Source organism: Agromyces sp. Root1464 (assembly GCF_001427265.1).
GTDB classification, from domain to species: domain Bacteria; phylum Actinomycetota; class Actinomycetes; order Actinomycetales; family Microbacteriaceae; genus Agromyces; species Agromyces fucosus.
In genome coordinates this window covers 195,414-214,679 of the sequence record NZ_LMFU01000003.1, presented here as the reverse complement: position 1 = coordinate 214,679, position 19,266 = coordinate 195,414, and the positions used below count along the sequence as shown (strand labels likewise).

20 protein-coding genes are annotated in these 19,266 nt (G+C 70.1%); 14 read left to right on the top strand and 6 right to left on the bottom strand.

Annotated elements, in window-relative coordinates:
* The 3 genes from ASD23_RS16650 to ASD23_RS16640 all read left to right on the top strand — a co-directional run bounded on the left by ASD23_RS16650 (position 1) and on the right by ASD23_RS16640 (position 3,010).
* Positions 1-1,200 (top strand): ABC transporter ATP-binding protein, encoded by a 1,200-nt coding sequence (locus ASD23_RS16650; protein WP_056013993.1) that lies wholly within the window; start codon positions 1-3, stop codon positions 1,198-1,200.
* A gap of 2 nt (positions 1,201-1,202) precedes the next feature.
* Entirely contained in the window at positions 1,203-2,114 is a 912-nt protein-coding gene (locus ASD23_RS16645) for an ABC transporter permease (protein WP_056013990.1), read from the top strand.
* A gap of 113 nt (positions 2,115-2,227) precedes the next feature.
* Positions 2,228-3,010, top strand: a complete 783-nt coding sequence (locus ASD23_RS16640; RefSeq protein WP_235507814.1) for an ABC transporter permease — start codon at positions 2,228-2,230, stop codon at positions 3,008-3,010.
* A gap of 100 nt (positions 3,011-3,110) precedes the next feature.
* On the opposite strand, the gene ASD23_RS16635 is transcribed toward ASD23_RS16640, so the two are convergent.
* Complete coding sequence (locus ASD23_RS16635; RefSeq protein ID WP_115962350.1) at positions 3,111-4,100, bottom strand: asparaginase; 990 nt, start codon at positions 4,098-4,100, stop codon at positions 3,111-3,113.
* Positions 4,101-4,105: 5 nt separating this feature from the next.
* Positions 4,106-5,482 (bottom strand): 4-aminobutyrate--2-oxoglutarate transaminase, encoded by a 1,377-nt coding sequence (gene gabT / locus ASD23_RS16630; protein ID WP_056013987.1) that lies wholly within the window; start codon positions 5,480-5,482, stop codon positions 4,106-4,108.
* A gap of 82 nt (positions 5,483-5,564) precedes the next feature.
* Between gabT and ASD23_RS16625 the strand changes: the two genes are divergently transcribed.
* Complete coding sequence (locus tag ASD23_RS16625; RefSeq protein ID WP_056014941.1) at positions 5,565-6,044, top strand: OsmC family protein; 480 nt, start codon at positions 5,565-5,567, stop codon at positions 6,042-6,044.
* Between the two features lies 1 nt (position 6,045).
* On the opposite strand, the gene ASD23_RS16620 is transcribed toward ASD23_RS16625, so the two are convergent.
* Positions 6,046-6,984 (bottom strand): hypothetical protein, encoded by a 939-nt coding sequence (locus tag ASD23_RS16620; protein WP_056013984.1) that lies wholly within the window; start codon positions 6,982-6,984, stop codon positions 6,046-6,048.
* A gap of 46 nt (positions 6,985-7,030) precedes the next feature.
* On the bottom strand, positions 7,031-7,789 hold the full coding sequence (locus ASD23_RS16615) for a lysophospholipid acyltransferase family protein (RefSeq protein WP_056013981.1): 759 nt from the start codon (positions 7,787-7,789) through the stop codon (positions 7,031-7,033).
* A 106-nt stretch (positions 7,790-7,895) separates the two neighbouring features.
* Here ASD23_RS16615 and ASD23_RS16610 point away from each other — a divergent pair, with 106 nt between their 5' ends.
* From ASD23_RS16610 to ASD23_RS16585, 6 genes are all read left to right on the top strand, one after another.
* A complete protein-coding gene (locus ASD23_RS16610) occupies positions 7,896-8,534 on the top strand; it encodes a 4'-phosphopantetheinyl transferase family protein (RefSeq protein ID WP_056013978.1) in 639 nt (212 codons plus the stop codon).
* A gap of 50 nt (positions 8,535-8,584) precedes the next feature.
* Complete coding sequence (gene dxr / locus ASD23_RS16605) at positions 8,585-9,676, top strand: 1-deoxy-D-xylulose-5-phosphate reductoisomerase (protein ID WP_056013975.1); 1,092 nt, start codon at positions 8,585-8,587, stop codon at positions 9,674-9,676.
* A 68-nt stretch (positions 9,677-9,744) separates the two neighbouring features.
* On the top strand, positions 9,745-11,070 hold the full coding sequence (locus tag ASD23_RS16600) for a M50 family metallopeptidase (protein WP_115962364.1): 1,326 nt from the start codon (positions 9,745-9,747) through the stop codon (positions 11,068-11,070).
* Positions 11,071-11,185: 115 nt separating this feature from the next.
* Entirely contained in the window at positions 11,186-12,352 is a 1,167-nt protein-coding gene (locus ASD23_RS16595; RefSeq protein WP_056013969.1) for a sensor histidine kinase, read from the top strand.
* Entirely contained in the window at positions 12,349-13,011 is a 663-nt protein-coding gene (locus ASD23_RS16590; protein ID WP_056013967.1) for a response regulator transcription factor, read from the top strand. The genes ASD23_RS16595 and ASD23_RS16590 overlap by 4 nt, the downstream gene beginning before the upstream one ends.
* Before the next feature lie 76 nt (positions 13,012-13,087).
* Entirely contained in the window at positions 13,088-13,450 is a 363-nt protein-coding gene (locus tag ASD23_RS16585) for an SHOCT domain-containing protein (RefSeq protein ID WP_235507792.1), read from the top strand.
* A 98-nt stretch (positions 13,451-13,548) separates the two neighbouring features.
* Here the strand turns inward: ASD23_RS16585 and ASD23_RS16580 are convergent, their stop codons facing one another.
* Positions 13,549-14,835 carry a low temperature requirement protein A gene (locus ASD23_RS16580; protein WP_056013964.1) on the bottom strand — a complete coding sequence of 429 codons (1,287 nt, stop codon included), beginning with the start codon at positions 14,833-14,835 and terminating at the stop codon, positions 13,549-13,551.
* Between the two features lie 74 nt (positions 14,836-14,909).
* Entirely contained in the window at positions 14,910-16,094 is a 1,185-nt protein-coding gene (locus ASD23_RS16575; protein WP_056013961.1) for an acetyl-CoA C-acetyltransferase, read from the bottom strand.
* A 121-nt stretch (positions 16,095-16,215) separates the two neighbouring features.
* On the opposite strand from ASD23_RS16575, the gene ASD23_RS16570 reads away from it, so the two are divergent.
* The 4 genes from ASD23_RS16570 (at position 16,216) to ASD23_RS16555 (ending at position 19,180) form a co-directional block, all read left to right on the top strand.
* Positions 16,216-16,989, top strand: a complete 774-nt coding sequence (locus ASD23_RS16570) for a CoA transferase subunit A (protein WP_056013958.1) — start codon at positions 16,216-16,218, stop codon at positions 16,987-16,989.
* 1 nt (position 16,990) lies between these two features.
* Positions 16,991-17,623: a CoA transferase subunit B gene (locus ASD23_RS16565; RefSeq protein ID WP_200941748.1), complete on the top strand. Its 633-nt coding sequence runs from the start codon at positions 16,991-16,993 to the stop codon at positions 17,621-17,623.
* Positions 17,624-17,753: 130 nt separating this feature from the next.
* Positions 17,754-18,470, top strand: a complete 717-nt coding sequence (locus tag ASD23_RS16560; RefSeq protein WP_056013956.1) for a hypothetical protein — start codon at positions 17,754-17,756, stop codon at positions 18,468-18,470.
* A gap of 146 nt (positions 18,471-18,616) precedes the next feature.
* Positions 18,617-19,180, top strand: coding sequence for a hypothetical protein (locus ASD23_RS16555; RefSeq protein ID WP_157377145.1), 564 nt, complete (start codon positions 18,617-18,619; stop codon positions 19,178-19,180).
* Positions 19,181-19,266 lie beyond the last annotated feature (86 nt).

Sequence of the window (19,266 nt, the reverse complement as noted above, 5' to 3'; positions counted from 1 at the left end):
GTGTCGGTACGCGAGTTCGCCGAACGCGGCGCAGATCTCGAACTCGTCGGCATCCAGAAGCGGTTCCCGGGCTTCACCGCGATCGAAGACCTCGATCTCACGATCCCGGCCGGTTCCTTCTTCGCCCTGCTCGGCCCTTCCGGCTGCGGCAAGACGACGACGCTCCGGCTCGTGGCCGGCCTCGAAGAGCCGACGAGCGGTCGCATCCTGATCGGCGGCCGCGACGTCACGGGCACGAAGGCGCATGAACGGCCCGTCAACACGGTGTTCCAGAGCTACGCGCTGTTCCCGCACATGTCGGTGCTCGAGAACGTCGCGTTCGGGCTCAAGCGGCGCCGGATCGGCGACGCACTCGGACGGGCGCACGAGGCGCTCCGTCTCGTCGAACTCGATCACCTCGCGCAGCGCCGCCCGGCACAGCTCTCCGGTGGGCAGCAGCAGCGCGTCGCGCTGGCCAGGGCCATCGTCAATCGCCCGGCCCTCCTGCTCCTCGACGAGCCGCTCGGCGCGCTCGACCTCAAGCTGCGCCGCCAGATGCAGCTCGAACTGAAGACCATCCAGGAAGAGGTCGGGCTCACGTTCCTCCACGTGACGCACGACCAGGAGGAGGCCATGACCATGGCCGACACGGTCGCGGTCATGAACAAGGGCGCGATCGAGCAGATGGGCGCGCCGGCCGAACTCTACGAGCTGCCGCGCACCTCGTTCGTCGCGAACTTCCTCGGCCAGTCGAACCTGTTCACGGGCGACGTCGCAGGCGTGACGGATGCCGCGATCACGGTCGACATCGCGGGTGCTCGCGTGATCGTGCCCACCGCGCGGGCGCAGCGCCACAAGGGTCGAGTGACCATCGGCGTGCGGCCCGAGAAGGTCACGCTCTCCCGAGAGGCGATCGCACCGTCGTCCGATCGCAACGCGCTCGGGCCGGGCCGGGTCGTCGACGTGTCGTTCTCGGGTGTGAGCACGCAGTACCTCGTCGCGATCCCCGAAGCCGGCACCGTCACCGTCTTCGCGCAGAACACCGGTTCGGGTCCCGTCGTCGGCGAGGGAGCCGAGGTCTGGATCTCGTGGCCCGTCGAGCACGGCTTCGGCCTCGACGATGTGGCGGAGCCTTCATCGCGGTTCGCCGCGGACGACGACACCACCTCGATCGCCGCGCAGCGCCGTGAGGAGCTCGTCACGGAGCTCGAGGAGGGCTGACCATGGCCTTCGCCGCCTTCCAGACCGCAGAGGTCGTTCCCCAGGCGCCGCGGAAGCGCAGCAGGATCGCACTGTTCCTGCTGCTCCCCGGCCTGCTCTACCTCGTGCTGTTCTTCATCACCCCGCTCTTCTCGCTCCTGCTCACTTCGCTGCAGGCGCCGAGCGAGTTCGGCGACATCGGCCAGTACGACTACGCGTTCAACTGGCAGAACTACGTCACGGTGATGACCGACTACTGGCCGCACATCGTCCGCTCCTTCGGGTACGCGCTCGCGGCCACCGTGTTCGCACTGCTCTTCAGCTATCCGCTCGCGTACTTCATCGGGGTGAAGGCGCGGCGGTGGCCGATGCTGCAGGGGCTCATGCTCGTGCTGGTGATCGCACCGTTCTTCATCAGCTTCCTGCTCCGCACCCTCGCGTGGAAGCAGTTGCTCTCCGATGAGTCGTTCGTCATCACCTCGTTGAAGGCGCTCTCGCTCATGGCGCCCGACGCGCACTTCACGGGTACGCCGTTCGCGGTGATCTTCGGTCTGACGTACAACTTCATCCCGTTCATGACCCTGCCGCTGTACACGACCCTCGAGCGCCTCGACCTGCGCTACCTCGAGGCGGGGAGCGACCTCTATGCGAACCCGTTCACGGTGTTCCGCAAGGTCACCATCCCGCTGTCGATGCCGGGCATCGTGGCGGGCACACTGCTCACCTTCATCCCGGCTGCGGGTGACTACGTGAACGCGAGCCGAGACTTCCTCGGCGGGCCCGACACGCAGATGATGGGCAACGTGATCGAGGCGAACTTCCTCGTGCTGCTGAACTATCCTGCGGCCGCGGCGCTCTCGATCATCCTCATGGCGGCGATCCTCGTGCTCGTCGGCGTCTACGTCAAGCGATCCGGAACGGAGGACCTGCTGTGAGCGGAGAAGTCCAGGCGGCTGCCGTGCTCGGCGGCCTCGGTGAGAGCCAGGAGCTCGATTCGCGCGGCCCGCGCGGGCGGGTTCGCCCGCGACGGCTCGGGCTCGGCGACTGGCTGCTGCCCGTGTACACGGTCATCGCGTTCGTGTTCCTGCTCATCCCGATCGCGTACACCTTCGTGTTCTCGTTCAACGACTCGATCAAGTCGAACATCTCCTGGCGTGGGTTCACCTTCGACAAGTGGCTGAACGTCTGCACCGTCGAGGGCGGGGCCGTGTGCGAAGCCTTCGGCAACAGCATCATCATCGGCATCGCGGCCACCGTCATCGCGACGACGCTCGGCACCATGATCGCGATCGCACTCGTGCGCTACCGGTTCCGTGCCCGCGGTGCGATCAGCCTGCTGCTGTTCCTGCCGATGGCCACGCCCGAGGTCGTGCTCGGAGCCGGCCTCGCAGCGCAGTTCCTCGCCGTCGGCGTCGCGAAGGACATGACGACGATCATCCTCGCGCACACGATGTTCTGCATCAGCTTCGTCGTGGTGACGGTCAAGGCTCGCGTCGCGAGCCTCGATCCGGCGCTCGAAGAGGCGGGCCGCGACCTCTACGGCTCACCGTCGCAGGTGTTCTGGAGGGTGACGTTCCCGCTGCTGCTTCCCGGCATCGTGGCGGCGGCGCTGTTGTCATTCGCACTCAGCTTCGACGACTTCATCATCACGAACTTCAACTCGGGTGCGGTGTCGACGTTCCCGAAGTACATCTACATCTCGGCGTCGCGCGGCATCCCGGCCGAGGCGAACGTCATCGCCTCGGCGGTGTTCCTCTTCGCCCTGGTGCTCGTGATCGTCGCGCAGGTCTCCCGCGCGGCACGTGCGAAACGGCTCGCGAAACTCGGCTGACCCGAACAGATCGAGAGAGCGGATGCCGCAGGGGGAGTGATCCCGCTGCGGCATCCGCTTCGCTGCCCGGCACCGATCCGGGAACCGGGTGCGGGTCGATTCAGACGGTGGCCCTGATCGTGCCGACGCGCTGCTCGCCGCCCATGACCCAGAGATCGAGCTCGGTCTGCACGGCGTCGATGGCCTCGTGGTCGATCGCACCCGACTGCGCGAGCAGCCGCAGCGCGATGATCGTCGAGGCGCGGGCCGATCCGTCGAGCACCTTGAGCGCGACGGTGGTGCCGTCGGGCGCCGTCATGACCATGACGCCCTCGGCGCCGATCTTCGCGAAGACGCCGAGGCGCTCGACGGCGACGGTGTCGGGCTGGCCGGGGCCGCCCACGGCCCAGGCGTGCTCGCGCACCGACTCGGTGAGGGCCGCGGCCTCGCGATACAGCGCGAACGGCGAGCCCGCCGCGGCGGTCGTGATCTTCTGGATGCCACGGCCGAGTCCGCCGAGGCTGATCGCGTGCACGGGCGCACCGCACCCGTCGATCGCCGTCGCCGCAGGTCGCTCGCCCGTGAAGCGCTCGATGACGTCGAGCACGCGCTTCTGCAGCGGGTGGTCGAGCTCGAGGTAGCTCTCGAGCGGCCACTCGTTGGCGACGCAGGCGAGGAGCATCGCCGAGTGCTTGCCCGAGCAGTTCATGTAGACGCGCTCGCGCGGTCCGCCGGAGCGGATGAGCTGCTCGCGCGCCACCTGGTCGGACGGCGCGGCCGGCGGGCAGCCGAGCGCCGATTCGGGCAGGGACTCACGTTCGAGCAGGCGGCGCACGAGGGCGACGTGCGCGGCGGTGCCCGAGTGGCTCGCGGTGGCGATGGCGGCGTCTTCGCCCCGGAGCGTGACGCCCGAGGTCATGACGGCGACGGCCTGGAACGGCTTCAGGCAGGACCGGGGGAAGATCGGGGTGACGACGTCGCCGAGGGCGCGCATCACCTCGCCTTCGGGGGAGAGCACGACGGCGGAACCCGCGTGCCGGGACTCGATGAAACCACTACGTTCGACCACGGCGAGTTCGACGGAATCAGTGACTGAGAATGTGCCGGCCACCTGTTCTATCCGAGGGAGGCGAAGGCGTCGTCGAGCACGCGGAGACCGTCTTCGATGAGCGCGTCGCTCACCGCCAGGCTCGGCAGGAACCGCAGCACGTTGCCGTAGGTGCCGGCGCTGAGGAAGAGCACGCCGTGCTGTGCGGCGAAGGCGACGATCGCGGTGACGGCTTCGGCGTTCGGAGCCTTCGTGGACTGCCCGGTGCCCGGCTGCACGAGCTCGATCGCGATCATCGCGCCCTTGCCGCGGATCTCGCCGATGATGTCGTAGCGTGCCGCGAGCCGCTCGAGGCCGGCGCGGAAGGTCGCCTCGATGCGCTCGGCCTCGGCGAGGAGGTCGTGCTCGTCGATCGATTCGAAGACGGCGATCGCTGCGGCGCACGCAACGGGGTTGCCGCCGAAGGTGCCGCCGAGCCCGCCGGGCTGCGACGCGTCCATGATCTCGGCACGGCCGGTGACCGCGGCGAGAGGCAGGCCGCCCGCGATGCCCTTCGCCGAGAGCACGAGGTCGGGCTCCCAGCCGAAGTGCTCGCTCGCGTAGTAGCGGCCGGTGCGGGCCATTCCCGACTGGATCTCGTCGGCGATCATCACGACACCGTTCTCGGTGCACCAGGTCTGCAGAGTGGGCAGGAACCCGTCGGCGGGAACCATGAACCCGCCTTCGCCCTGGATGGGCTCGACGACGAGGCAGGCGAGGTCGCTCGCCCCGATGACCTTCTCGAGGTAGCCGATCGTGCGTGCCGCGGCATCCGCGCCCGACAGTCCGTCGCGGTAGGGGTAGGAGCTCGGGGCGTGGTAGACGTCGCCCGCGAGCGGGCCGAAGCCGGTCGCGTAGGGCATCGCCTTGTAGTTCATCGCCATCGTGAGGTTCGTGCGGCCGTGGTAGGCGTGGTCGAGCACGGCGACGGCACGGCGGCCGGTGTGCTTGCGCGCGATCTTGACGCCGTTCTCGACGGCCTCGGCGCCCGAGTTGACGAGCACGCTCTTCTTCTCCCAGTTGCCGGGAGTGTGCTCGGCGAGGAGCTCGGCGACGCGGACGTACTCCTCGTAGGGGGTGATCGTGAAGAGCGTGTGGATGACGTCCTGCAGCTGGTCGGCCGCGGCCGCGACGACGCGCTGCTCGGTGTGGCCGATCGTCGTCACGCCGATGCCGGCGCCGAAGTCGATGAACTGGTTGCCGTCGACGTCGACGAGGATCGCGCCGTTCGCGCGCTCGATGTAGACGGGCAGCGCCGAGGACACGCCGGAGGAGACGACCTTCGATCGTCGGGCCTGCAGCTCCTGCGACTTCGGACCGGGGATGGCGGTCACGATCTTGCGCTCCTGCGGCACGGTGTAGACCGGGGCGGCGGCTGTCTGGGCGTCGATGCGGGTATCAGTCATGGTTCCTCCACCTTATCGAGGCCCCGAGACCGGCATCGGGCAGAATCGGATGGCGCGGCTCGCGTGCACGATCGGAGGAACCATGCTCGGCGAACACTACTACGAGATCGAGGTCGAGTGGCAGGGCGATCGCGGCACGGGCACCTCCGGATACCGCGACTACGGCCGCCAGCACGTCGTGCGCGCGACCGGCAAGCTGCACGACATCGCCGGTTCGAGCGACCGCACCTTCCACGGCGACCGCGAGCGGTGGAATCCCGAGGAGCTGCTGCTCGCCGCGCTCGGCGAATGCCACATGCTCTCCTACCTGCACGTGGCGACGAACCACGGCGTCGTCGTGCGGAGCTACACGGACGCGCCCACCGGGCACATGCGCGAGGATGGCACGGGCGGCGGCGCATTCGTCGAGGTCGTGCTGCGGCCGCGGATCGAGGTCGCGGATGCCTCGATGCTCGAGCTCGCCGCCGAGCTCCACGCCGAGGCCTCCGCGAAGTGCTTCATCGCGGCGTCCGTCGCCTTCCCGGTGCGGCACGAACCGGTCGTGACCGTCAGCGGGCGCTGAATCAGTCGGCGCTGAGCCGCACCGGCGGAACGGCGGGCAGCGTCGCCTCGGGGATCGGGCAGGCGTGGCCGCCGACGAGCCGGCTGCACGGCGGCAGGAACCCGGGGTAGCGCTCGGCCTGCGGGTCGCCGAACCAGCGGTGCCAGAGCCGCCAGAAGTTGAGGTTGCCGAACGCGGAGCAGCCGTCGCCGATCTCAGGGTCCGCCACGGCGGCCGGGTTCGGCTGGTAGGGCGTGTAGTTGTACAGGTTCGCCGTGGCCTGGTTGGCGATGGCGACGGTCGACGCGCCGCACGCGGCATCCGGATGGAACCCCACGTCGACCGCTCCGACGCGGTAGGCGCGGTCGGGCTGCTCGGTGTACTGGCGGAACTGCCAGGCCGCGTTGTAGACCTGATTGAAGAACCCGAAGTACTTCGCATCGCAGTCGGCCGTGTCGGGGCAGCCGTACCCCGTGGCGCGGAGGTAGCCCGACTCGCTCGGCCGGGTGAGCAGCGACTGCTCCTTCTGCAGCAGCACGAGCAGGGTCTTCGGGCTGATGCCGCACGCCGCAGCGACCTTCGAGACGATGCGACTCGCCCGTTCGCGGATGCCGCCGCGGTACTCCGCGCAGTGGCCGGGCCCTGCCGCGGCTTGCGTCGTGGTGCTCTGCATGAAGTCGGCGAGGCACGGCACCCGGTCTTCGGGGCGGCAGTCGAGCCCCTCGAAGAACGCCTGGACCTCGTCTTCGCTCATCGCGCCGCTGTCGTAGAACGAGTCGTCGCTCACGATATAGCCCGGGTCGAACTCCGTGGCGGGCGGAATCGGGCGGTCGACGACCGCGGTCGCGTCGGTGCCGCCCGCAGCGGCCTTCTGCACGTCGATCGGTCCGGCGCACGCCGCGAGGGCGAGCACGACGGCCACGGTCGCGGCGACGCGGCTGATGATCGAGGCGGGGCGCATCGGACTGACGATACCGGGGCGAGGCCGGGAACGGCTGGGAATCCGGTCAGATCCGCTCGCGCGGCACGACCCGGTCGGCGAGCTTGGCGAGGGCGCCCTGCGGCGGGGTCTCGTTGTAGACGCCCGCGAGTTCCTGCTCGCTGAGCGCGTGGATCGCGGCCATGATCTCGTCGGTCGCAGCGCGGCGGGCGCGTCCGGAGGTCGGCTGGCCGTGACGGCTCAGGTCGAGGGGCTCGCCGAAGCGGACGGTGACGGGGCGCACGCGGGGCAGCTTCGCCCCGACGGGCTGGATCGCCTCGGTGCCGATGAGGCCGACCGGGACGACCTTGGCGCCCGTCGTGAGCGCGAGCCACGCCACGCCCGTGCGGCCCCGGTAGAGCCGGCCGTCGAGCGAGCGGGTGCCCTCGGGGTAGAGGGCGAAGGCGTTGCCGGCGTCGAGGATGCGTCGGCCCGCGTCGAGGGCCTCCTGCGCCTGCGAGCCGGCGCCGCGCTCGACCGCGACGGCGCCGATCGCGCCGAAGAAGGTGCGCGAGACCCAACCCGAGAAGCCCGTGCCGGTGAAGTACGTCGACTTGGCGAGGAACTGCACGGGGCGCGGCGAGGCGAGCGGGATCACGATGCTGTCGACGAACGAGAGGTGGTTCGAGGCGAGGATGACCGGACCCCGCATCGGCACGTGCTCGGCTCCGGTGATCTTCGGCCGGTAGACGAGCCGCACAAGTGGGCGGAGGAAACCGCGGACGATGCGGTAAAGCGGGCCCTGCCGCACTGGAGCCGGCACGGCGTCGCCTTCGATCTCTGTCACCGTTCGACCCTACGGCCGGCGACATGCACGCCGCGGCATATCCGATTCCCCGCGCGTCGGACGAATCGCAGCGGATGCCGCGGCGCCCGTGCGAGAGGATGGGTGCATGGATGTCGCGGCGGAGGGTGAGCTCATCGAGCTCGAAGCCTCCGGCGTGCGCGTCGTGGTGGTCACGAGGGGCCGTCGCGGGCCGGCAGCCGACACGGTGCTGCGCGGGCTGGTCGCCAATGCGACGGGCGTTCCCGCCGACGACGTCGAGCTCGTGCACGCCTGCGCCGAGTGCGGGGCGCGGCACGGGCGGCCGTCCGTCGCCTATCCGCTCACTCCGTCGGGGGCGACGTGGTTCGCCGATGTCGCCGTCTTCGGCGACGCGGTCGTCGGCGCCGCAGCCACGAGGCATCCGGTCGGTGTCGGCATCGAATCCGCCGCGCTCGAGTCGGGCGCCGTCATCGACGAGGCGGCGTTCCATGCCAGCGAGCGGGCCGCCCTCGACCGCTTCGACCCGGCCGCGCGTGCGATCGCCCGCGCGACGCTCTGGGCGCGGAAGTCCGCGCTGCTTCGTGCCGTCGGCCACACCGAGTTCATCGAGCCGTCGCGGCTGGCGCTCACCCTGCCGAGCGATGACGGCGGCGTCGGCCGCATCGAGGTGAGCCCGCCGGAGTTCGGTTCCGGATGGCGCGGCATCCGCTTCCACGACGTCGCCGTACCCGGGAACCGGGCGGCGACCGTGGCCGTGCTCTCCTGACGCGCTCTGCGCCCCGGATCGGCGTCCGGCGCTCCGGATACAGTGGGGATGTGCGCTCCGTCATCATCCTCGGCTCATCCGGTTCGATCGGCACCCAGGCCCTCGACGTCATCAGGGCGAACCCTCGGCGATTCGACGTCGTCGGCCTGGCCGTCGGGTCTAACCGCGCAGTCCTCGACGCGCAGGCCGCGGAGTTCTCGGTCGAGCACACGGCGGTCGGCATCGAAGAGGCAGAGCAGCTCGTGCGCGACGTCGACGCCGATGTCGTGCTGAACGGCATCACCGGCTCCGTCGGCCTCGGGCCGACCCTCGCCACCCTCGAGCGCGGCACGACCCTCGCCCTCGCCAACAAGGAGTCGCTCATCGTGGGCGGAGATCTCGTGACCCGCCTCGCGAAGCCCGGCCAGATCGTGCCCGTCGACTCCGAGCACTCGGCGATCGCGCAGGCGTTGCGCTCGGGCACCGACGACGAGGTGCGCCGACTCGTGCTGACCGCCTCGGGTGGCCCCTTCCGCGGTCGCCGGCGCGACGAGCTCACCGCGGTCACGCCGGCCGAGGCGCTCGCGCACCCGACCTGGGACATGGGCCTCGTCGTGACGACCAACTCGGCGACGCTCGTGAACAAGGGACTCGAGGTGATCGAGGCGCACCTGCTCTTCGACGTCGAGTACGACCGCATCGACGTCGTCGTGCATCCCCAGTCGATCGTCCACTCGATGGTCGAGTTCGTCGACGGCTCCACGATCGCGCAGGCGTCGCCGCCCGACATGCGCCTGCCGATCTCCCTCGGCCTCGACTGGCCGAATCGGGTGGCGGCCGTCGGCGCACCGCTCGACTGGACGCGTGCGCAGGAATGGACGTTCGAGCCGCTCGACGGCGCGGCGTTCCCCGCGGTCGCGCTCGCCAAGCAGGTCGGACGCGCCGGCGGCGAGTATCCCGCCGTGTTCAACGCGGCCAACGAGGAGGCGGTCACCGCGTTCCACGCCGGCCGCATCGGGTTCCTCGACATCGTCGACATCGTGCGCGACGTCGTCGAGCATCACGAGGCATCCGATGCCGTGCTCTCGGTCGCGTCGCTCGCCGAGGCCGAGCGCAGCGCCCGGCGCGCGGCCGAGGCCCGCATCGCCCGCATCTCGGGCTGAAGCGCCGCCCGCCGAGCTCACAGCCGACCGCCAGCGCACTCAAAGCCGACAGCACTACGCTTGCAGCCGTGGATTCCGTGCTCGCCTTCATCATCGGCGTCGTCATCATCGTGATCGGCCTCGCCGTGTCGATCGGCCTGCACGAGATCGGGCACCTGGTGCCGGCCAAGATCTTCGGCGTCAAGGTCACCCAGTACATGATCGGCTTCGGCCCGACCATCTGGTCGCGCCGGAAGGGCGAGACCGAGTACGGCGTGAAGGCCATCCCGCTCGGCGGCTACATCTCGATGATCGGCATGTTCCCGCCCGCGAAGGGCGAGCAGGTGCACGCCGACAGCACGGGCTTCTTCCGCGGACTCGTGCAGGACGCCCGCGACTCGAGTACCGAGTCGATCACGGCCGGCGACGAGCACCGCGCCTTCTACCTGCTGCCGGTATGGAAGCGCATCATCGTCATGTTCGGCGGGCCGTTCATGAACCTCCTGCTCGCGATCCTGCTCTTCGGCATCCTGCTCATGGGCTTCGGCGTCGCGCAGGCGTCGACGACCGTCGGCTCGGTCTCGGCGTGCGCACTGCCCGCCACGAGCGAACGGCAGACGTGCGAGGCCGGCGACCCTGCCGCCCCCGGTGCCGCCGCCGGAATCGAACCCGGCGACCGCATCGTCTCGGTCGACGGCGAGCCCATCGAGTCGTGGAACGAGTCGACCGCGATCATCCGCGCCCACCCCGACGAGCCGGTCGCGTTCGTCGTCGAACGCGACGGCGAGACCGTCGAGCTCGAGGTCACCCCGATGCTCAGCGAGCGGTACGTGTTCGACGACAAGGGCCGGGTCGTGACGGATGCCTCGGGCACCGAGATGACCGAAGCCGCCGGGTTCGTCGGCATCGGCCCCGCGACCGAGATCGTGCAGCAGCCGGCGACCGCCGTGCTGCCCGCGGTCGGCGAGAACGTGGCCGGCGTCGCCGGTATCATCCTGAACCTGCCGCAGCGCATCATCGACGTCGCCAACGCCGCCTTCGGGCCGGAGGAGCGCGACCCCAACGGGCCGATGTCGGTCGTCGGGGTCGGTCGCCTGGCGGGCGAGATCGCGACGATCGACGAGATCCCGATCGCCTCGAAGGCCGCGACCATGATCGGCATCCTCGGCTCGCTGAACATCGCGCTCTTCGTCTTCAACCTCATCCCGCTGCTGCCGCTCGACGGCGGTCACATCGCCGGAGCGCTCTGGGAGGGTATCCGACGCGGGTTCGCCAAGCTCTTCCGGCGCCCCGACCCGGGGCCCGTCGACCTTGCGAAGCTCATGCCCGTGACCCTCGCGGTCGTCGTCATCTTCGGTGCGATGAGCGCCCTCCTCATCTACGCCGACATCGTCAAGCCGGTGCAGCTCCTCTGACCGGACCGCTGAACACCCGCGCCGCGGCACGCTCGCTCTCGTACTCCGCTCGGAGTAGCGAGTGAGTCACCGCGGGGCGGATCCGGGCGGGCGGCCCCGGCGATACGATCTGGGAATGCCCGTGCCCCAGTGGGACGGTCGCCCCGAACGATTCCGGCCGCCGCCGCGCGTCGTGCTGTTCGCGCCCGTCGTCATCAGCCTCATCGTGCAGGTTCCCGCCGCGATCGGCATCGCGGTGTGGACGCACGTCGGGTGGGCCGCGGGCATCGCCCAGGTGGCCCTCGCCGCGGCGGGAGCGCTCGCGCTCCTCGGTGCCGGGCGTTACCCGGGGCCGACGGTCGCCGTGGTCGCCGCCGCCGCGCTCGCCGATCTCGTGCTGACGCCCGATCTCGGGCCGCCGTACATCGCCGTGGCGTTCGCGATCGTGCTGGCCGTCGCGCGCGGCGCCGTCGTCTGGGCGGTCTCGTCGGTCGTCGCGGCCTGGGTCGCGGCGATCGTGCTCGGGTCGATGCTCGGGTTGTCGTGGCATCCCTTCCGCATCGCGTTCACGACGCTCGCGCTCGCCGTGTGCTTCGGCATTGGTTGGTTCGTGCGCGTGCGGCGCGCGCGTGCCTCTGCCTTCCGCGCCGAGGCGATGCGGCGCCGTCAGAGCGCCGAGGAGCGCGAACGCGTGCGCATCGCCCGCGAGCTGCACGACGTCATCGGGCACGCCCTCTCGCAGATCAACGTGCAGGCGAGCGTCGGCCTGCATCTCATGGACCGTGACCCGGAGCAGGCCCGCACGGCGCTCGGCAGCATCAAGGAGACCTCGAAGTCGGCGCTCGACGAGGTGCGCACCGTGCTCGGCGTCATCCGCGACGGCGAGGCGCCGCTCGTGCCGCAGGCCGAGCTCGCCGAGCTGCCGCGGCTCATCCGAGGCATCCGCTCGCCCGGTCTCGAGGCGCGACTCGTCGACCGGCTCGCCGAGCCGCCGAGGCGTGCCGTGCAGTTCGCCGGCTACCGCATCGCGCAGGAGGCGCTCACGAACGTGGTGCGCCATGCCGGGGCGACCGAGGCCGTCGTGACCGTCGAGCGGTCGGGCGACGAGTTCGTGCTCACGGTCGACGACGACGGAGTCGGCCCGGCCGGCGCCGGCGCGGACGTCGCCGACCACGGCGAAGGCAGCGGCATCCTCGGCATGCGCGAACGCGCGGCGCTCCTGGGCGGATCGGTCGAGCTCGCTGCCTCGCCGCTCGGCGGCACTCGCATCACCGCGCGACTGCCGTGGGGAGGCGTGGCATGATCCGCGTCGCGCTCGCCGACGACCAGGTGCTCGTGCGCGCCGGCTTCCGTGCCCTGCTCGCGGCCGAGGACGACGTCGAGGTCGTGGGGGAGGCGTCGAGCGGCACCGAGCTGCTCGAGCTCGTGCGGCGGGAACCCGTCGACGTCGTGCTGATGGACATCCGCATGCCCGACGGCGACGGACTCTGGGCGACCGAGCAGATCGCCGCCGATCCACAGCTCGCAGGGGTGCGCGTCGTCATCGTCACGACCTTCGAACTCGACGAGTACGTCGCCCGGGCGGTGCGGGCGGGGGCGAGCGGATTCCTCGTGAAGGACACCGAACCCGTCGACCTCATCCGCGCGGTGCGCGTCGTCGCCGAGGGTGAGGCCCTGCTCTCGCCCGGCGTGACGAAGCGGCTCCTCGAGCGCATGTCGATCGGGCTCCGCGATGCACCGGACGAGAGCCTGCTCGCGGCCCTCACCGACCGCGAACGCGAGGTGCTGCGCCTCGTGGGCCTCGGTCTCACGAACGATGAGATCGCCGAGCGGCTGGTGCTGAGCCCGCTGACGGCGAAGACGCATGTCTCGCGCATCATGTCGAAGCTCGCGGCGCGCGATCGCGTGCACCTCGTGGTCGTGGCGTACGAGTCGGGGCTCGTCGCTCCGGGCTGGCAGTAGCCGCGACGGCCGGCACTGCTCCCGGGGGAGCAGTCGAAGTGTCTCCGGCGGGCGGATTCGCCGAGGCGAGAGTCTCGTGAGACTCGGATCGACGGCCTGGACCGCAGGCCGCACGATCAAGGGACACAACATGTTCGCCACCCTCGCCACCACCGCGGTGGTCACTCACGCCGGCCCCTGGGCGGCCGGGTTCGGATGGGTCTTCTTCCTCATCCCCGTCTTCTGGTTCCTCGTCATCGGCCTGATCATCTTCCTGGTCACGCGGAGCCGTCGTCGCTACTGGGCGCACGGCGGGCCCGACGGCTCCTATGGTCCGCCATGGATGCGCGCGGGCAGTGCCGAGTCGACGCTCTCCGAGCGCTTCGCCAAGGGCGACATCGACGAGACCGAGTACCGTGCCCGCCTCGAGGTGCTGCGCGCGAATCGCCCGAACGCCTAGCGCTGGATCACCACGCGAGGGGCGGATGCCGCGGCATCCGCCCCTCGTCGCATGCCCGCATGCGGCGCGCCCGGTTGATCGCCTGCCGTGCAGCCCGGTCAGTGCCCGAGGGCCCGACGCAGCGCGGCCGACTGGTGACGGTGGCCGACCGTCTCGTAGCCGACCACGACGACGAACGGCGACGCCGCCGTGATGAGGATGCCCACACCGAAGGTCGCTCCGGCGGCCACGGCGGCGACCGCGGCGACGAGCACCAGCAGGCTGCCGATGAACAGCCAGATGTGGAACGGGTCGAACTGCCGCAGCAGCAGCGAGTAGATGGTGAACAGCGCGACCATGAAGACGCCCACGGGGACGACAACGGTGAGCAGCGCCGGCACGAGGCCGATGTGGGCGACGCCTTCGATCTCGTAGGCCGCCACGTGCAGGCCCGCCCCTGCGCCGGCGAGGGCGATGAAGATGAAGTAGTGGAGGTAGCCCCACACGAACCCGCGTTCCCGGAAGCGCTGCAGCACCTTGCCCGACGGCATCGTGAAGTACACCCACCAGAGCCCGAACGCGAGCGCCGTGCCGCCGAAGGCCACGGCGGCGGCCTCGACCGACCAGTCCTGCTCGTCGATCACGGCCGAGATCGCGAGGATCGTGCCGAGGATGATCTCACCGAGCGTGATGATGACGAGCAGGCCGTAGCGCTCGGCGATGTGGTGGGCGTGCCAGGGAGTGCCGCCCCCGGGACCGTGCTCTGCGACGTAGGGCCCCACGAGTTCGAGCACGATCAGCACCGCCGTGATCGCGAGTGTCGGCACGAGAGGCAGGTTGATGAAGATGACGGCGATCCAGCCGAGCTGGGCGATCGACACGAAGACGACGTAGGTGAGCGCGGTGCGGCGGCGGGCGCCGTCGTGCTTCGCAGCGCGCAGCCAGAGTGCGATCGTGGCGACGCGCATGACGACGTAGCCGGCGACGACCACCCCGTTGTCGACGTGCTCGCCCTCGTCGAGCGAGTGGAAGAGATCGGGCAGGCCCAGCGCCAGGACCAGCACGCCGAGCATCTCCACCATGGTCGCCACACGGAAGAAGATGTCGTCGTTGTCATACGCCGACGCGAGCCACGAGTAGTTGATCCACGCCCACCAGATCGCGAAGACGGCGAACAGGAAGCCGACGATCGCCGGCATCCAGTGGCCGAGCTCGAGCAGGTGCGCGGTCTGCGCCCCGGCCTGGCTGAACGCGACGACGAACGTGAGGTCGAAGAGCAGCTCGAGCGGCGTGGAGGCGCGATGGGCCTCCTTGGGGTCGCGGCCGACCATCCGTCGCAGGCGGTGGTCGAGCGGCGGCCGGGCGGACGCCGCGGTGCCTGCATCCTGCGTCTGCTGATCGCTCATCGTGAGGCCCTCTCGGGGCGCACCGGCGGCGCCCGTCGCATCATGCTGTCACAGGCGCCGCGGGTGCCGCTCGGTCAGCGCGAGAGCAGCAGCGCCTCGCCCTGACCGCCGCCGCCGCAGAGCGCGACGGCCGCGCGGCCCTCGCCGCGACGGGAGAGTTCGAGCGCGGCGTGCAGGGCGAGCCTCGCGCCGGACGCGCCGATGGGGTGGCCGAGGGCGATGGCGCCGCCGTGCACGTTGACGACCTCCGCCGAGAGGCCGAGCTCGCGGGCGGACTCGAGCGAGACCGCGGCGAACGCCTCGTTGATCTCGACGAGGTCGAGCTCGTCTGCGCTGCCACCGGACTTCTCGAGTGCAGCCGCGATCGCGTTGGCGGGCTGCGCGTGCAGCGAGTTGTCGGGGCCCGCGACCTGACCGGCCGCCCCGACGAGCGCGAGCCAGGGGAGCCCGCGGGACTCGGCCCACTCGCGGCTCGCGACGACGACGGCCGCCGCGCCGTCGGAGAGCGGCGAGGAGTTGCCCGCCGTGATCGTGCCCGCGGCGTTGAACGCGGGGCGCAGCTTCGCGAGCACCTCGACGGTGGAGTCGGGGCGAACGCCCTGGTCTTCGGCGACGATCATCGGGTCGCCCTTGCGCTGGGGAATCTCGACCGGCACGATCTCGTCGGCGAAGAGGCCGTCGGCCTGTGCGGCACCGGCGCGAACGTGGGATGCCGCGGCGATCTCGTCCTGTGCCGCTCGCGTGATCTCGTAGCGTCCGTTGAAGCGCTCGGTCGAGGCGCCCATCGACTCGCGGTCGAAGGCGTCGGTGAGTCCGTCGTGGGCGGCGTGGTCGAGCATCTCCCACGAGCCGTAGGCCTGGCCGCGACGGGAGCCGGGCAGCAGGTGCGGGGCGTTCGTCATGGATTCCTGGCCGCCGGCCACGACGACGGATGCCTCGCCGAGGCGGATGAGCCTCGCGGCATCCGTGATCGCGACGAGGCCGGACAGGCAGACCTTGTTGACGGTGGTGGCGGGAACGCGCCACGGGATGCCGGCGGCGACCGCCGACTGCTTCGCGGGGTTCTGGCCGGCGCCGGCCTGGAGCACCTGGCCCATGATCACGGCGTCGACGTCGTCGGGGGAGACCCCGGCCTTCTCGAGCGCGCCGCGGATGGCGACGGTGCCGAGCTCGACGGCCGTCTGGCCCGCGAGGTTGCCGTTGATGCGGGCGAACGGCGTGCGCGCCCCCGCGATGATGACGACGTCGGGTAGGGACATGTTCAGGACTCCTTCGTCAGAGCGCGGCTCTTGCGCGGTGGAACCATTCTACGATTCAGTTAGTGAGTATTCACCGACGGATCCGTCGGTTCGCAGCTCATCGACATGGAGGTCGCGGAACATGACACTCGACAAGGTCGTCGGGTCCGCTCAAGAGGCGGTCTCCGACATCCCGAGCGGGGCCAGTCTCGCCGTGGGCGGATTCGGCCTCTGCGGCATCCCGATGGTGCTCATCCAAGCCCTGCTCGACGCAGGCGTCGATGGGCTCTCCGTCGTCTCGAACAACTGCGGCGTCGACGACTGGGGCCTCGGCGTCCTGCTCGCGAAGCAGCGCATCGCCAAGATGACCTCGTCGTACGTCGGCGAGAACAAGGAGTTCGAGCGGCAGTACCTCTCGGGCGAGCTCGAGCTCGAGCTCACCCCGCAGGGCACGCTCGCCGAGAAGCTGCGGGCCGGCGGCAGCGGCATCGCCGCGTTCTTCACGCAGACCGGCGTCGGCACGCAGGTCGCCGAGGGCGGGCTGCCCCGGCGCTACAACGGCGACGGATCGATCGCGGTCGCGAGCCCCGCGAAACCAGTGCAGACCTTCGACGTGGCCGGCGTGCCCCGCGACTTCGTGCTCGAAGAGGCCATCACGACCGACTTCTCCCTCGTGCACGCGCTGAAGGGCGACCGCTACGGCAACCTCGTCTTCGACAAGTCGGCGCGCAACTTCTCGCCCCTCGCGGCGATGGCCGGCCGGGTCTGCATCGCGCAGGTCGAGGAGATCGTCGAGGCCGGCGACCTCGACCCCGACACCGTGCACCTGCCCGGCATCTACGTCGACCGCGTCGTGGTCGTCGGTTCCGACATCGAGAAGCGCATCGAACGCCGCACCGTGCGGGAGGGGAACTGAGATGGCACTGACCCGCTTCGAGATGGCCGCGAGAGCCGCCCGGGAACTCGCCGACGGCTCGTACGTCAACCTCGGCATCGGGCTGCCGACGCTTGTGCCGAATTACGTGCCCGACGGGGTCACGATCCTGCTGCAGTCCGAGAACGGCATCCTCGGCGTCGGGCCGTACCCGACCGACGATGCGGTCGACCCCGACCTCATCAACGCCGGCAAGGAGACGGTGACGGTGCTGCCCGGTGCCGCGTACTTCGACTCGGCGACGAGCTTCGGCATGATCCGCGGCGGCAAGATCGACGCCGCCATCCTCGGCGCCATGCAGGTCTCCGCGACGGGCGACCTCGCCAACTGGATGATCCCCGGCAAGATGGTCAAGGGCCCGGGCGGCGCGATGGACCTCGTGCACGGCGCCCGCAAGGTGGTCGTGCTCATGGAGCACGTCGCGAAAGACGGCTCGGCGAAGATCGTGAACGAATGCTCGCTGCCGCTCACCGGTCGCGCGGTCGTGCACCGCATCATCACCGACCTCGCCGTCATCGACGTGACGCCCGAGGGTCTGCGCCTCGTCGAGTGCGCCCCGGGGGTGAGCGTCGACGAGGTCGTCGCCGCCACCGAGCCGCCGCTCATCACGGGCTGATCGCAGGTTGCGTGCCGTTCCGAATTCCAGTTCCGCCGCGCTCCGGAGCCGGCGACCGCCTCAGTGCGGTCCCTGACGTTCCGTGGTGCCACTGTGCCGGATACTGGTCCGACCATCGGAACGGAGGACCATGAACCATTTCACGGCGCCACGCGGCGCGATCGCAGCTGTCGGTGCACTCGTGCTCGCGGCGACGCTGCTGGCGGGGTGCTCGGCGGCTCCAGCGCCATCTTCGCCGTCAACGATTGCGAAGGAGACGCCCGGTCCGACGCCTGTACCGGAACCGCTCGACGCCGTGACCTCGGTCGTCGCGCGCCCGCGGGCCATCGAACTGCAGGACGCAAACGGGTCCGTCGTGCAGTCGCTCGACTTTCTCTCGGACCCGGCCGCAGCGGTTGCGATGCTGACGACGGTGTTCGGCGCATCTCCGACGATCGAGGAGGATGCGGGCTCGAGTCAGGAACCTCCGAGCACGGTTCGCCGGTGGGCCGGCTTCGAGCTCAGAGAGCCGCGGTATGACGACGCGATACCCGAGGCGGAGCAGGGCCCTTGGTATCCGGAGTTCAGGGTCGCCTTCACTGCGGCGGCATCCGGCGATGTCCGGCTCGAAACGAATTCCGGCCATGTGGCCGGCGAACCATGGGCCGACTTCGCGGCATCGCCCGACGCGATCACGAACGGACTGTGCGAAGAACGGTATGGCGAGGTCGTCGTCCTCCCGAGGACCTACTCCGACGGCACGGTGGAGGATTCCCGGAACTCGGTCGAGTTCCGGGCATCCGACGACGGGACGACCATCGCGCGGGTCGAGGCACCGCGCGTCATGCATCGCGACGGCTGCGCGTGAGCGCCGGCACACGATGGAGTCTCACAGCAGTTGTGCTTGCGATGACGGCCCTGTTGAGCGGATGCTTCGGGCCTCCGCCGTCGCCCACGCCGACTCCGTCGCCCACCACGAGTGCGGTACCGACCCCGACGTCGACCCCGACGCCCGTGGCCGAACCGCTGGCTGCAGTCACCGCAATGGTCGTGCGGCCGCAGTCGCTCGAGCTCCGGGACGACGAGGGCGCTGTCGTCGCTGCCCTCGACTACATGTCGGCGCCTGCCGACGCGATAGCCGTGCTGACCGACCTGTTCGATGCGCCGCCGGTGGACGAGTCGTATCGTGGCACGAACCACACCCCGCCCGGAGTGTTCCACTCCTGGGACGAATTCGTGCTCGACGAACGGTTCTACGACGAAGAGCGTCGTGACGGCGGAGCCCTCGACTACGTCTGGCCGCGCTTCGCCGTGTACTTCGACGGGCCGAGCGCGCGCGGGTTCGATCTCGTCAGTGAACAAGGGATTCACGCTGCAGATGCATGGTCGACACTCTCGGGTGACCCGGTCTTCGATGCGAACCTCTGGACGTGCGTCGGGACGCCGATCGAGACCGTCGATTTCGCTCGTCCGGATGGTCAACCCGAAACGGCGACGGTCGTCGCCACGCCGACGGAAGACGGATCCGTCGTCAAATGGCTCGGGGCGCCCGTCATGATCGCCGACGGTTGCGCGTGAGGCTCGAACGAGTCCGGGATGCCGCTTCGCAGCCGACGACCACCCGCGCCGAAGTAGACTCGTCTCGTGCCTGCTGTGAATCTCGG